Here is a 13,120-nt window from a genome sequence, read left to right on the forward strand (position 1 = left end):
TTGTATGACGAACAGTATTCAATTTATTGATGGTTGTTGGGAAGCTGGCGAAGGCCAGTTGTTCAAATCGATTGATCCAGCACGAAACGAAGTTATCTGGAGTGGCGAAGCTGCCAGTGAAACTCAGGTTGAAAAGGCCATTCTGGCAGCACGGGCGGCATTTCCGGACTGGTCTGGTCGCAGTGTTGAAGAACGCTTGGCTATTTGCCAAAAATTCTCTGAATTGCTGGAAGAAAATAAAGAGCACTTGGCTCGTACCATGGCTAAAGAAACCGGCAAACCCGTTTGGGAAACTCGCACCGAAGTTGGCGCTATGATGGGTAAAGTGGCTATTTCCGAGCGTGCTTACCATGAACGCACCGGTACCGTGGAAAACGACATGCCGGGCGCAAAAGCCTTTATCCGCCACAAGCCGCACGGTGTGGTCGCTGTTTATGGCCCTTATAACTTCCCGGGGCATTTGCCTAACGGGCACATTGTACCGGCGCTTATTGCGGGTAACACTGTGGTGTTCAAGCCAAGCGAACTGACTCCTATGGTGGCTCAGGAAACCGTGAAGTTATGGGAAAAAGCAGGCATTCCAGCGGGTGTTCTCAACCTGGTTCAGGGTGAAGTTGATACGGGTAAAGCATTGTCAGCGCATCCACAAATTGACGGTCTGTATTTCACTGGCTCATCAAACACCGGCCATTTGTTACACAAACAGTTTGGCGGTCGTCCGGATAAAATTCTGGCACTGGAAATGGGCGGTAATAACCCATTATTGGTGACTAATGTGGCTGATATTGATGCAGCGGTACACAATATTGTGCAATCGGCTTTCATCACTTCTGGTCAGCGCTGCACTTGTGCACGTCGCTTGTTCATCGAAGATTCTGAGCAAGGTCGTGCTGTACTGGAACGCCTCATTGAAGTGACTGAGAATATTCTGGTCGACGACTACGAAGCTGATCCACAGCCATTCATGGGTGCCATGATTTCTGCTAAAGCTGCGGGCGAAATGGTCGATGCACAGAATGAGCTGTTACATAAAGGAGCTAAGTCATTAGTTCGTATGAAGCAGACCGATTCGAAGAAAGGCTTTGTCACTCCGGGTATTGTGGATGTAACCGGAGTTGAAGATTTACCGGACGAGGAGCATTTCGGACCATTATTGAAAGTGTATCGTTTTAAAGATATCGATGCGGCTATTAAAGAAGCGAACAACACGCGTTATGGTTTGTCTGCTGGTGTATTGTGTGACGATGAACAAACCTATCGTTACTTCTTTAAACACATTCGTGCAGGTATTGTGAATTGGAATAAGCCGATTACTGGTGCCAGCAGTGCCGCACCTTTTGGTGGTATTGGCGCAAGCGGTAATCATCGCGCTAGTGCGTATTATGCGGCGGATTATTGCGCGTATCCGGTCGCCTCTGTGGAAGCTGACAGCATGAGCTTACCTGAGAGTTTAGCACCAGGGCTTAAATTTTAATCGCAATCTGTGCTAGTTTAGTGGCTGGGCAACGTATGGGTTGCCTGGCCGCGTGACAAAGAGAAACAGATGATAGTTGAAACAGACGGATACATTGAGTTAATCCAGTACCTGACAGGTCAGTTACCGGTCTTCACTGAACAAAGTAGCAGCGCAAGAACTGCGGATTACACTTTGCGCGACTTTATGGAAGAGCGCTTGTCAGAAAGCATGATGGCAGTGTTTGAGCAGAATGAGCTTGATGAGGCTGTGCGGCTGGATATTGTCCGGGAAACGGATGCTATCGTTTACGATTTAGAAGAGGTGTTATCGAAAGTTCTGGATACACACCCGACTCCGCAGCAGGAAGCCTTCATTAACGAGTTTGTCGGTCTGGTAAAAAACCTTTTCGATGAGCGTCTGCAAAGTTACCGACTGTAGTCTTTTATTGAGTTCAGCAAGGATCTTCAATGTCAGCAAATAGCATGAATGCAAAGGTCACCTGGGTAGAGGGCATGACTTTTGTGGCTACCTCAGGTAGTGGTCATCAAGTGGTTATGGATGGTGACAGCCCTGGCAAGGCGCCCAGCCCTATGGAAATGGTGCTAATGTCTGCGGGAAGCTGCGCGTCAGTTGACGTTGTCAGTATATTGCAAAAAGCTAAGCAGAACCTTCAGCGCTGCTATTGTGAGTTGTCAGGGACACGTGCCGATTCAGTACCAAAGGTTTTTACCGACATGCATCTGGAGTTCGTGGTCGTGGGCACCGATATCAACGAAAAGCACGTAGAGCGTGCGGTGAAACTGTCGGCCGACAAGTACTGTTCGGTGGCTAAAATGCTGGAAGCTTCGGTTAATATTACCCACAGTTACCGTATTGAATCTCCTCAACAAGACGACTGATCTTTGAATTATCGACACATTTTTCATGCCGGCAATTTTGCCGATGTTTTTAAGCACTTGCTGTTGGCGCGGGCGCTGGAGTATTTTCAGCAAAAGAAAAAGCCCTACTTTGTACTCGATACTCACGGCGGTATCGGCTACTATGACTTGCAAGGCGATCAGGCAGTAAGAACCGCCGAAGCTGAACAGGGCATTGTCCGTTTTGCTGAGCACTCAGCTGAAGAGCCGTTAGCCGCCGCTTACTTAAATACTGTGCGCCAATTAAACGAAGAGCAAGATAAGCTTAGGTATTACCCCGGTTCGCCGGTGATCACTTCTGAGTTCTTACGTGAACATGACCGGCTAGTTGTTTGTGAACTGCATAAAGAAGACGCAGAAACCCTTAAAAAAACGCTTTTGGGTCGGCACAAACAAGTGCAAATACTGGCTCCTATGGACGGTTATCAGGCTGTGCGTGCGCAACTGCCCCCAGCTGAAAAGCGCGGGTTGGTACTGATTGACCCGCCTTTTGAAAACACCACGGAGTTTGACGATGTGGTCAGCGCGCTTGAACAGGGCTTAAAACGCTGGAAAAGCGGCAGCTTTGCGGTTTGGTATCCCATTAAAGATGAGCTGAAAACGGCGGCTTTTCATCGCGACGTTGGCGCTTTGTCGGATCTGCCTAAGACTCTGATCATGGAGCTGAATATACGCACCAATGATGAGCGTAAAGGGCTTCACGGCTGTGGCTTTCTCTGGGTTAATCCGCCTTATGGCGTGGTACAGGACAGCGAGCATCTGTTACCCGTGTTGTGCAAGACTCTGGCTCAGGATAAAGGTGCCAACTTTCACAGTCGCTGGTTAGTTGGTGAGTAGTTACTTACTTGATATCCAGTCAACCTGACGGCGAACCTGGTTTTTCCTTTCCATAATTTGTTCAATCAGCGGTGTCAGAATAAGCTCCATGGCTAAGGCCATTTTCCCACCGGGCACAACTAGGGTGCTGGTACGTGACATAAACGAGCCGTCTATCATCTGCAGGTAATATGGGAAGTCGACGTTCTTAATACCGCGAAAACGAATAACAACAAAACTCTCGTCCAGTGATGGAATATCCTTGGCGCTGAAAGGGTTGGACGTATCAACCGTAGGTACTCTCTGGAAGTTGATATGAGTACGCGAAAACTGCGGAACAATATGGTGAATGTAATCTTCCATGCCGCGAATAATGCTGGTGGTAACCGCTTCACGTGAGTGCCCCCGCTCCGAGGTATCGCGAATTAATTTCTGGATCCACTCAAGGTTAACAATGGGCACCATACCGATTAATAAATCAACATATTGAGTTACATCGTAGCCGTCTCCGCAAACACCACCATGCAAGCCCTCATAGAAAAGTGCATCGGTACTTTCAGGCAGTTCTTCCCAGGGCGTGAAAGTACCGGGCATTTGGTTATAAGGAACCGCATCATCAAAGCTGTGTAAATAGCGACGGACTTTACCGTTGCCGGTTTGCGAATAAGAGCGGAATAACGATTCTAACCGGTCAAAGTCGTTGGCTTCGGCACCAAAATAACTGATATGACGACCCTGTTCCTGAGCTTTGCGAATAGCCAAGTCCATTTCAGGGCGGGAGTAGCGATGAAAGCTGTCACCTTCCACAAACGCTGCACTCACATCTAACGAACGAAAGATATGGCGTACGGCCTGACCTGTGGTGGTTGTTCCTGCTCCTGATGAACCGGTAACGGCAATAATCGGGTGCTTTGATGACATAACATTCTCGCAAACTAAATAAGAACAGTTGTTATACTGACCTGATTTGCTAAGGTCAAGGTAAACCCAACGCTTTAATAATGAGGAGGGGGTGGTTCGTCTGCCGGATATGAGTCAGTCGACTGATTCTCCTGCATTTGTTTTAGGCGTTTTCCTAACCAGCGAATTTGCTTTTGCATTTCACTCATTTGCTGAGTCTGCTCAGTAACTAGTTTATTTAGTGAATCAATAGTGTCTTCCTGGAATGTTAACTGCATTTCCAGATTAGTTAATTGTGCTTCTATCTTCTCTACTGTCATTCTTTACTACCTGTTAAATCAATATTCCACCACTCAGCAAGACCGGCAGAGCTCTCGCTAATGACCTGTTGCTGTTTTTCATCAAAGACGACGGCTAACACCGCAGCGTTGCTGGGACGTCCTCCGTCGCGTAAATCTACCCGCCAGTGCGTGAGCTCTTCTCCTGTCGAGGTGTCCCAGATTGCAATTTGACGTGATGGCGAGCCGGTAATGAGATAATCACCGGATGCGCTAAAACGCGCAGCACTAAAAATTTTATGGCGCTCTATGAATTTAAGTTTTGAGGCAATTTCGCCATCGGGTAGTGAGTGAATAATCGAATTATCGATTGCATCTGAGATAAACGCGAAGTGACCATCAGGGTGCAGAGCAACCTGTGTGATCCGCCCTTCCAGTGGCCAACGGTGCATAATTTGCCCGCTCCGGGTATCCCACAGAATAGCCGAATGGTCGTTTGAACCGCTTAGAACATAAAAACCATTGGGCGAAATATCAAGAACATTAATACTTTCGGTATGCCCATAAAATTCAATACGTCGACCTGAGGCGGGGTTGAAAGCAACCTGTGTACCGTCTTGCTTTCCAAGCACCACCGTTCCACCTTTTTTACTGACCACCAGCTTTTGTATCTCGCCTGAACCTATTTGCCAGAACCCCAGATTTTCGCCGTTATTAATATCCCACATGGAGAATTCTTTACGCGATGCTGCAACCGCCACTTCCCCGTCGGCGCTAATATCAACGTCTATAATCTGAGAGACGGTGTTTTCATTATGCTGCCATTGGTACTTGGCGTTGGTGGCATAACGTGGCCACAGCAGTAAACCAGTTTCATCTGTAGAGACTAGGCTATAGTTTCCGTCGTCGGAAATATCAGCGGCGTAGGTGCCGTTTTCAGCGTGAATCGTTTTCTTGACCTTTTCCGGTGCAGGTTGGCAACCGGTAATTACAACCAGCAAAATAAACGCACCGCAGAGCTTAAGAAAAGGCATAGGCAAGTTCCTTGTGGTTGTGTAGTATGGTTCTGTTAGATAACACTATTATGGCATAGTCCGAAAGGATGCAAGACGATAATTGGAGAAAACGATGAAACAACTGATGAAGCCGTTAGCTATTTCAGCTATCGCGCTGGTACTGGCGGCCTGCTCACAAGAAAAATTTCCGGCGAATGATACGGAATTAAAAACAGACAAAGACAAGCAGGCTTACGCTCTAGGCTCTTCTGTTGGCGGGTTTATTGCACGTAACTTAGAACGTCAGGAAGAAGCGGATTTCATGCTGGAACGCGATATTGTTATTGCTGGCTTTGTGGATGCGGTTAAAGGTGATCCTCAGTTAAGTGATGAGGAAGCTGAAAAAATCCTGAACACTATGCGCAAAGAAGTTATGGAGCAACGTCAAAACGTATTGGGTAAGAAAGCGGCAGAAGAAGGCAAAGCGTATTTAGCCGAGAACGCGAAAAAAGAAGGTGTTCAAACAACGGATTCAGGTCTTCAGTATGAAGTTCTTAAAGAGGGTGACGGTGTTAGTCCATCCGAAACCGATATGGTAGAAGTTCATTACGAAGGCACGTTGGTTAATGGGGAAGTTTTTGATAGCTCCTATGAACGTGGCGAGCCTACATCTTTTCCGCTAAACCGAGTTATTCCGGGCTGGACTGAAGGTCTGCAGTTGATGAAGGAAGGTGCTAAGTACCGTTTTGTGATCCCGTCTGAACTTGCATATGGAGATCGTGAATTGGGTGATGGTCAAATCCCACCAAATTCAACGCTGATTTTTACCGTTGAATTACTTAACGTACAAAAAGACGAACCGGATACCGAATAAGCTCAGTTGAGTTTTCATCTATACAAAAACGCCGGCGAATTGCCGGCGTTTTTATAAATTCAATAAAAGTCAGCTTAAGCTGTTATTAAATTATGCTCGTCTAAATGGTTGAGAAGTTTGTCTTCAAACTCCATTCTTAATTCCAATGCTTCACCAAGTGCCGATAAATCTCTATCGAAGGTTTCACAGTGGTCAGTTGAGCTTATCTCACCGTACTTATCGTTAAAATCTAACGCTATTTCGGTTGTGTCAGAAATTAAAGGGAATAACTCATCAGCCAAATCATCAACTGAGTTTCCCTGAGATGAAGCTTCGCGCACAATTTGGTCATAAATTTCAAAATGACCACTCGATACGTAGTCGACTAATTGACCGCAAAAGTTACGGATATCAGTGACGTCGGGTAAGCCCGAGCGAATGCTTTCATAAGGCGGGAGCGCGGCAAGTTTAAAGTAATTCACCAGTAAGTCCTGGCGCTCGGATAGCCATAGGTCGATACTTTTATGAGCGCCGCCCCAGCGCTTTTTTGCCTGCTCATTACGGCTTAACATGATACTCTCCGTCTATAGTTTCAGTACCTAATGTAAATTCAGAAGCATTAGAACTCAACTGATTTTACAGAAAACCAAACGCATTTGATACGCGGGATTAATATGGCGACTTTGTATTCAAAACCGGCGGGTGATGAACCTGCCTGGTGGTTTGTGGTGAGCTCTGACCATCTTTTTCTGGATGACAGCGGAGAAGTCCCTTTTGGCTGCCTGCAAGATCTGAGCTTTCCAGACTTAAATGACTACCGGGTAGTGGAAATAGGAGAACTGCGGGAGCGTAGCTGTTATTTGGTCATGGCTGACTATATGGATGAGCAGTTCATTGGTGGTGAGTTCGTGCCTTTACGGCAATTACTTACCGTGGATGACATGGAAAAGTTTGCGATGGCAGGCAGAGCCCGGCAATTCAGCGACTTTTTGAATACTCATCGCTTTTGCGGTCGCTGCGGAGCCCGCATGCAAACTATAGAATGGGAGCTGGCAATGCATTGTAATCAGTGCCAGCACCGTTGTTATCCGCGCGTGTCGCCATGCATTATCGTGGCTATTCGCAAAGGTGACAAAATTTTACTGGCTCAGGGTAAGCGGCATAAGCCTGGGTTGCACTCTATACTGGCAGGGTTTGTTGAAGCCGGCGAAAGTCTGGAGCAGGCATTAGAGCGAGAGGTTTATGAGGAAGCAGGTATCCGCGTTAAGAACATTCAGTACCATTTAAGCCAGCCCTGGTCTTTCCCTCATTCATTAATGATGGGATACACTGCAGACTGGGCAGAAGGCGAATTGCATATTGATCCGCACGAATTGGTGACAGGCGACTGGTTTGCTTTTGACAGCCTTCCGAATATTCCGCCGGAAGGGACCATAGCAAGAACGTTGATTGACCTATCTCAAAAGAGGTAAGCATAAGTTTTCATGGAGCCAATGCCTGTGGACTGATAAAATGCCGGGCATTGATGTTGATAAATAATTGGATTCGCTATGACCGCTCCGGCGCTTAAAAATGATCGTTACCTTCGTGCATTGGCAAAACAACCTGTTGATCGCACACCCGTCTGGATGATGCGTCAGGCTGGGCGCTATTTACCTGAATATAAAGAAGTGCGCGGTCAGGCTGGCGACTTTATGTCATTATGCCGTAACACTGAACTGGCCTGTGAAGTGACCATGCAACCGTTACGTCGATTCGACCTGGATGCCGCTATACTCTTCAGTGATATTTTGACCATTCCGGATGCTATGGGTCTGGGTTTATATTTTGAGGCTGGCGAAGGTCCAAAATTTAAAGACCCGGTTCGCAGCATGGCTGCTATTAAAAATCTGGCTGTGCCCGATATGGAAGACGAGCTGGGTTACGTGATGGATGCTGTGCGCGCTATTCGTCGCGAACTGAATGGCAGTGTGCCACTTATTGGTTTCTCCGGAAGTCCCTGGACACTGGCGACCTACATGGTTGAAGGTGGCAGCACCAAAAACTTCTCCAAGGTGAAGCAACTGATGTTTGCTGATCCTGAAGCTATGCATACCTTGCTGAATGTACTGGCTGAGTCCGTTACTCAGTATTTAAATGCGCAGATTGCCGCAGGTGCGCAGTCGGTCATGATATTCGATACCTGGGGGGGAGTTTTATCACCACGTGACTACAAAGCATTTTCTCTGGCTTACATGGAGAAAATTGTAGCGGGTCTTACGCGGGAAGCCGACGGACGCAAAGTGCCGGTTACTTTATTTACCAAAAATGGTGGGCAATGGTTGGAAGCTATGGCTGCCAGCGGTGCCGATGCGCTGGGTGTGGATTGGACCACCGATTTATCCGATGCCAGAGCTCGTGTTGGTGGGCAAGTCGCGCTGCAGGGAAATATGGACCCTAGCGTACTGTATGCGAAACCAGAGCGGATTGAGGAAGAAGTACAAAGCATATTACAAAGCTATGGTTCAGGTACTGGCCATGTGTTCAATTTGGGGCATGGAATTCACCCCGAAGTAGATCCGGAGCATGCTGCTGCTTTTATTGAAGCTATTCACAAATACAGCCCCGCGTTTCATTCAAACGATTGAATTTGCGATTAAACCGCCAGAATCCTCGTTAAGTGCACCGCCTTTAGGCGGTGTTTTGCGTACAATAGTCCATGTTAAAACCGTTGTAAAAAGAACCTAGAGGTAAGCATGGCGAAACGTTCCTGGATTAATCCCATTACTATTGTTGTCGTTGTCCTGACTGCGGCAGCTGTGTATTTGTTTGGGTTTCCGCCTGAAACTAAGGTTGAAGAGGTAAAGGAACAGTCGGTTCCGGTTAAAACTCAGACCGCTGAAATTAGTGAGTTCCGCGATACTATTGAAGCGTTAGGCACCGCCATGGCCAATGAAACGGTTCGTATTACCGCGCAAACTCAGGACGTTGTCGAGAAAATCTATTTTGAAAGCGGTGACTTAGTTGAGCAGGGACAACTGCTGGCTGAGTTAAATGCGCGTATAGAAGTAGCTCGTGTGCAACAACTCAAATTTAGTTTAGACGAAGCAAAACGCCAGCTGGAACGAATAACCGAATTGCGTCGTGGTAATGCAGCCTCACAACAACAACTTAATGAGCAACAAGTTCGGGTAAATGGGCTCCAGGCCGATTTAGAAGTTGCGGAAGCAACTTTAAAAGAAATGAAGATTTATGCGCCATTTTCAGGTCGTGTCGGTATTCGTGAAATAAGCGCTGGTTCTCTGGTCAGTCCGGGGGATGTGTTTACAACGCTTGATGATATCAAACCTATTAAAGTGGACTTCAGCGTTCCTGAACGTTATTTCGCTAGTATTGCCGTAGATCAGGAAGTGATTGCCCGCAGCCGTGCATATCCGGGCGAACAGTTTATTGGGCGTATTTCCAGCATTGATTCTCGTGTGGACCCGGTAACGCGGTCAGTAAAAGTCCGTGCAAAAATTAACAATGATGATGAACGTCTGCGTCCGGGAATGCTTTTGCAAATTACTTTGCTACGGAGCATTGATGAAGCTCTTTTGTTGCCGGAAAAAGCGCTTATCCCCATTCAAAACAGACAATATGTGTATGTGTTAACACCGGATAATCGCGCGCGCCAAAAAGAAGTCACTATTGGTCGACGTAAGCCCGGTATTGTGGAAATTACAGGCGGCCTTAAACCCGGAGAAGAAGTTATTATAGAAGGTATTGTTCGCCTTCGTGACGGTGTACCCGTTTCTGTGCAGGGAGGTTAAATTATGTTGTTGTCAGACCTTTCTGTAAAACGTCCGGTTTTTGCAACCGTACTGAATATTCTGCTGGTGGTCTTCGGTATTGTGGCTTTTACCATGCTGCCATTGCGAGAATATCCGGATATTGATCGTCCCATAGTTACTATTGATACAGACTACCCCGGTGCCTCTGCCGAAGTTGTAGAAACTCAGGTCACGCAGTTAGTCGAAGACCGTATTAGTGGCATAGAAGGGATTAAAAACATTAGCTCTAGCAGCCGCAACGGGCGCTCCAGTATCAGTATAGAGTTTAATCTGACTCGCGACATTGATGCCGCTTCTAACGACGTTCGTGAGCGGGTGTCCCGGGTACTTGATAACCTGCCGGAAGAAGCTGACCCCCCTGAAGTTTCAAAGGCCTCAAGCGATGAGAGTACCATTGTCTGGTATAACCTTCGTAGTGAAAGCATGTCGATTCTGGAGCTGACTGACTATGCGGAGCGATACATCGTAGACCGTCTTTCAGTTGCCGATGGTGTCGCGCGGGTAGTCATTGGTGGTGACCGTCGTTATGCCATGCGTGTCTGGCTGGATCGTGATGCAATGGCCGCAAGACAGGTAACGGTAACCGATATTGTCAGCCGTTTGCGTGAAGAAAACGTTGAGCTTCCGGCGGGTGAAGTCGAGTCAACCGACAGAGAATTCTCGGTTCGTATGGCGCGTGCGTATTTATCGCCGGAAGACTTTAAAAACCTGGTGATACGACAAAGCGACGATGGCTATTTAGTCCGTCTGGGTGAGGTTGCCCGGGTAGAACTGGGTGCAGAAGATGACAAAACCGACTTCCGTGGTAACGGCGTTAACATGGTTGGTGTGGGTGTCATTAAGCAGTCGAAAGGTAACACCCTGGATGTGGTGAAAAACGTTCACCGGGAAATGAAAAAAATTCAGGAGACCCTGCCTGAAACCATGTATCTGGCACCCAGTTACGACTCGTCGATATTCATTCAGGGCTCAGTTGACGAAGTTTATAACACCCTGGCTGTGGCAATGGCGCTGGTTATTGTCGTTATTTACCTGTTTTTAGGGAATATCAGAGCCACCATAGTGCCTGCCTTGACAGTACCCGTGGCTATTATCGCTTCCTACATGGTGCTATTTGCGCTGGGCTTCTCCATAAACTTGTTAACCCTGCTGGCGCTGGTACTGGCAATTGGCCTGGTGGTTGATGACTCCATTGTGGTATTGGAAAATATTTATCGCCGCATAGAGGAGGGAGAGCCTCCTATCCTGGCGGCTTACCGTGGGGCCAGAGAAGTGGGCTTTGCGGTTATTGCGACGACTCTGGTACTGATTTCGGTATTTGTACCTCTGGCTTTCTTAGATGGAAATATCGGTAAGCTTTTTACTGAGTTTGCTCTTGCCATAGCCGCTGCGGTTGCTTTCTCCAGTATTGCCGCACTGACGTTAACACCAATGCTGAGCTCTAAAATACTGAGTAAAAAAGAGCGTAGCAGTAAATTTGGCAAGGCTTTTGATGCAACCTTCAGCTGGCTGGAACAAGGCTACCGCCGCGTGCTTGAGAAAAGCGTTAAGCGTCCCATGATGGCGATAGTGCTGGTGGTGATGTCGGGCGTTGTTGCGTTTGGTTTATTCAGATTTATTCCACAAGAGTTTGCGCCACCCGAAGACCGCGGTACTTTCTACATTCAGGTGCGCAGTGCCGAAGGTGCCAGTTTTGAGTCTAGCTCCAGGCATATGGACGAAATAGAGCAGATTCTTCTGCCTTACATTGATGAAGGTAAGATTGACCGTTTGATTGTTCGTGCGCCCGGTTGGGGCGGTAGTGCCGGTATTGCTATTGTTGGGGCTATTCCGTTTGATGAGCGAGACTGGTCAAGTTTTGATCTTATGGAAGAAATGCGCTCTCAACTGGACTCGGTTGTTGGCGTTCAGGCGTTCGCCTTTATGCGCAGCGGCATTAGCGGCGGAGGCGGCCGGCCAGTCGAGTTCGTGTTGCAGGGGAATACCTATGAGCGCTTAGCGGAGTTTCGTGACATTGTTATAGAAGAAGCCTCTACGAACCCCGGGTTGCAGAACCTGGACAGTGATTATAAAGAAACTCTGCCACAGCTATTAATTCAGGTAGATGAAGCCAGTGCTGCCGACCTGGGCGTTTCGGTGCAGGATATCGGTATTACCTTGCAGTCTGTGTTAGGTCAGAGACGAGTGACAACCTACCTTGACCGGGGCGAAGAGTACGACGTGATGCTGGAAGGCGAGAAAGCGGATTACCGTAGCCCCAGCGCTATAGATAATATCTATGTTCGCTCACGCAAAAGTGATGAATTGATTCCGCTTTCTAACCTTGTAAGCATTACTGAGCAGGCCACTTCAGCCCGGTTGAACCGGTACAACCGCATGCGCAGTGTCACCATTGAAGCGAATCTGGCTGAGGGATATTCACTGGGTGAAGCCTTAAGTTATCTGGAAGGCGTGGTGCAGGAAAAACTGCCGGAAGACGTTTCAATTGACTATAAAGGCGAGTCTCAACTGTACAAAGAGAGTGGTAGTTCAATTGTCTTTGTTTTTGGGTTGGCATTGGTCATTACCTTCCTGGTTCTGGCGGCGCAGTTCGAAAGCTTTATTCATCCGTTGGTCATTATGCTGGCGGTACCTATGGCTATAGTTGGGGCTTTAATGGCGCTGTATCTGGCCGGAATGAGCATCAATATATACAGTCAGATAGGCATAGTGATGCTCATTGGTCTGGCAGCGAAAAATGGTATTCTTATTGTTGAATTTGCGAATCAGTTGCGTGATTCAGGAGTGGAGTTCAAAGAAGCCGTGCTTAAAGCTGCGCAACAGCGTTTACGACCGATTGTTATGACGGCGTTCACAACTCTAATGAGTTCCGTGCCACTTATCCTCGGTTCTGGGCCGGGAGCTGAAAGCCGTATGGTCATTGGTACGGTTATTTTTGCCGGGGTTGCAGTGTCAGCATTTTTGACGTTATTTGTTATTCCTGCTCTGTATATCGCTCTGGCGAAGAATACCAGCTCACCAATGGCTATCACACGTAAGCTGGAATCTTTACAGGAAGAGTACCCGGACCATCATAGTTGATGGTCTGCGGTG

Annotated in this window: 13 protein-coding genes; 9 read left to right on the plus strand and 4 right to left on the minus strand. The window is 47.6% G+C overall.

Annotated features, from left to right (window positions below; all coding sequences use genetic code 11):
* The first annotated feature begins 4 nt into the window (after positions 1-4).
* The 4 genes from astD (at position 5) to rlmJ (ending at position 3,210) form a co-directional block, all read left to right on the plus strand.
* Positions 5-1,474, plus strand: coding sequence for a succinylglutamate-semialdehyde dehydrogenase (astD, locus tag DET62_RS07290; protein WP_110013400.1), 1,470 nt, complete (start codon positions 5-7; stop codon positions 1,472-1,474).
* Between the two features lie 69 nt (positions 1,475-1,543).
* On the plus strand, positions 1,544-1,894 hold the full coding sequence (locus DET62_RS07295) for a DUF3802 family protein (RefSeq protein ID WP_011235541.1): 351 nt from the start codon (positions 1,544-1,546) through the stop codon (positions 1,892-1,894).
* 29 nt (positions 1,895-1,923) lie between these two features.
* Positions 1,924-2,355, plus strand: coding sequence for an OsmC family protein (locus tag DET62_RS07300; RefSeq protein ID WP_110013399.1), 432 nt, complete (start codon positions 1,924-1,926; stop codon positions 2,353-2,355).
* A gap of 3 nt (positions 2,356-2,358) precedes the next feature.
* Entirely contained in the window at positions 2,359-3,210 is an 852-nt protein-coding gene (gene rlmJ, locus DET62_RS07305) for a 23S rRNA (adenine(2030)-N(6))-methyltransferase RlmJ (RefSeq protein WP_110013398.1), read from the plus strand.
* Here rlmJ and DET62_RS07310 read toward each other — a convergent pair whose 3' ends face one another.
* From DET62_RS07310 to DET62_RS07320, 3 genes are all read right to left on the minus strand, one after another.
* The gene (locus DET62_RS07310; protein ID WP_011235538.1) at positions 3,211-4,110 is read right to left on the minus strand and encodes a phosphoribulokinase; all 900 of its coding nucleotides are present in this window, start codon (positions 4,108-4,110) and stop codon (positions 3,211-3,213) included.
* Between the two features lie 74 nt (positions 4,111-4,184).
* Positions 4,185-4,409: a SlyX family protein gene (locus tag DET62_RS07315; RefSeq protein WP_110013397.1), complete on the minus strand. Its 225-nt coding sequence runs from the start codon at positions 4,407-4,409 to the stop codon at positions 4,185-4,187.
* Positions 4,406-5,401 (minus strand): PQQ-binding-like beta-propeller repeat protein, encoded by a 996-nt coding sequence (locus DET62_RS07320; protein ID WP_110013396.1) that lies wholly within the window; start codon positions 5,399-5,401, stop codon positions 4,406-4,408. The genes DET62_RS07315 and DET62_RS07320 overlap by 4 nt, the downstream gene beginning before the upstream one ends.
* A 94-nt stretch (positions 5,402-5,495) precedes the next feature.
* Here DET62_RS07320 and fkpA point away from each other — a divergent pair, with 94 nt between their 5' ends.
* Positions 5,496-6,236 (plus strand): FKBP-type peptidyl-prolyl cis-trans isomerase, encoded by a 741-nt coding sequence (fkpA, locus tag DET62_RS07325; RefSeq protein WP_011235535.1) that lies wholly within the window; start codon positions 5,496-5,498, stop codon positions 6,234-6,236.
* Between the two features lie 74 nt (positions 6,237-6,310).
* Here fkpA and DET62_RS07330 read toward each other — a convergent pair whose 3' ends face one another.
* Positions 6,311-6,787, minus strand: coding sequence for an Rsd/AlgQ family anti-sigma factor (locus DET62_RS07330; protein ID WP_011235534.1), 477 nt, complete (start codon positions 6,785-6,787; stop codon positions 6,311-6,313).
* Positions 6,788-6,889: 102 nt separating this feature from the next.
* Here DET62_RS07330 and nudC point away from each other — a divergent pair, with 102 nt between their 5' ends.
* From nudC to DET62_RS07350, 4 genes are all read left to right on the plus strand, one after another.
* Positions 6,890-7,687 carry an NAD(+) diphosphatase gene (gene nudC, locus DET62_RS07335; protein WP_034822599.1) on the plus strand — a complete coding sequence of 266 codons (798 nt, stop codon included), beginning with the start codon at positions 6,890-6,892 and terminating at the stop codon, positions 7,685-7,687.
* A 78-nt stretch (positions 7,688-7,765) separates the two neighbouring features.
* The gene (hemE, locus tag DET62_RS07340) at positions 7,766-8,842 is read left to right on the plus strand and encodes a uroporphyrinogen decarboxylase (RefSeq protein WP_110013395.1); all 1,077 of its coding nucleotides are present in this window, start codon (positions 7,766-7,768) and stop codon (positions 8,840-8,842) included.
* Between the two features lie 108 nt (positions 8,843-8,950).
* Positions 8,951-10,006 (plus strand): efflux RND transporter periplasmic adaptor subunit, encoded by a 1,056-nt coding sequence (locus DET62_RS07345; RefSeq protein WP_110013394.1) that lies wholly within the window; start codon positions 8,951-8,953, stop codon positions 10,004-10,006.
* 3 nt (positions 10,007-10,009) lie between these two features.
* Complete coding sequence (locus DET62_RS07350) at positions 10,010-13,108, plus strand: efflux RND transporter permease subunit (RefSeq protein WP_110013393.1); 3,099 nt, start codon at positions 10,010-10,012, stop codon at positions 13,106-13,108.
* Positions 13,109-13,120 lie beyond the last annotated feature (12 nt).

Origin of the sequence: Idiomarina sp. H2 (assembly GCF_004364275.1) — a bacterium.
Classification (GTDB): domain Bacteria; phylum Pseudomonadota; class Gammaproteobacteria; order Enterobacterales; family Alteromonadaceae; genus Idiomarina; species Idiomarina loihiensis.

What these genes read in the sequence shown, in the direction of transcription:
- astD (WP_110013400.1), top strand. Translation starts at nt 5, where the DNA reads ATGACGAACAGTATTCAATTTATTGATGGTTGTTGGGAAGCTGGCGAA.
- DET62_RS07315 (WP_110013397.1), bottom strand. Translation starts at nt 4,409, where the DNA reads ATGACAGTAGAGAAGATAGAAGCACAATTAACTAATCTGGAAATGCAG.
- hemE (WP_110013395.1), top strand. Translation starts at nt 7,766, where the DNA reads ATGACCGCTCCGGCGCTTAAAAATGATCGTTACCTTCGTGCATTGGCA.
- fkpA (WP_011235535.1), top strand. Translation starts at nt 5,496, where the DNA reads ATGAAACAACTGATGAAGCCGTTAGCTATTTCAGCTATCGCGCTGGTA.
- nudC (WP_034822599.1), top strand. Translation starts at nt 6,890, where the DNA reads ATGGCGACTTTGTATTCAAAACCGGCGGGTGATGAACCTGCCTGGTGG.
- DET62_RS07330 (WP_011235534.1), bottom strand. Translation starts at nt 6,787, where the DNA reads ATGTTAAGCCGTAATGAGCAGGCAAAAAAGCGCTGGGGCGGCGCTCAT.
- DET62_RS07345 (WP_110013394.1), top strand. Translation starts at nt 8,951, where the DNA reads ATGGCGAAACGTTCCTGGATTAATCCCATTACTATTGTTGTCGTTGTC.
- DET62_RS07310 (WP_011235538.1), bottom strand. Translation starts at nt 4,110, where the DNA reads ATGTCATCAAAGCACCCGATTATTGCCGTTACCGGTTCATCAGGAGCA.
- DET62_RS07320 (WP_110013396.1), bottom strand. Translation starts at nt 5,401, where the DNA reads ATGCCTTTTCTTAAGCTCTGCGGTGCGTTTATTTTGCTGGTTGTAATT.
- DET62_RS07295 (WP_011235541.1), top strand. Translation starts at nt 1,544, where the DNA reads ATGATAGTTGAAACAGACGGATACATTGAGTTAATCCAGTACCTGACA.
- DET62_RS07300 (WP_110013399.1), top strand. Translation starts at nt 1,924, where the DNA reads ATGTCAGCAAATAGCATGAATGCAAAGGTCACCTGGGTAGAGGGCATG.
- DET62_RS07350 (WP_110013393.1), top strand. Translation starts at nt 10,010, where the DNA reads ATGTTGTTGTCAGACCTTTCTGTAAAACGTCCGGTTTTTGCAACCGTA.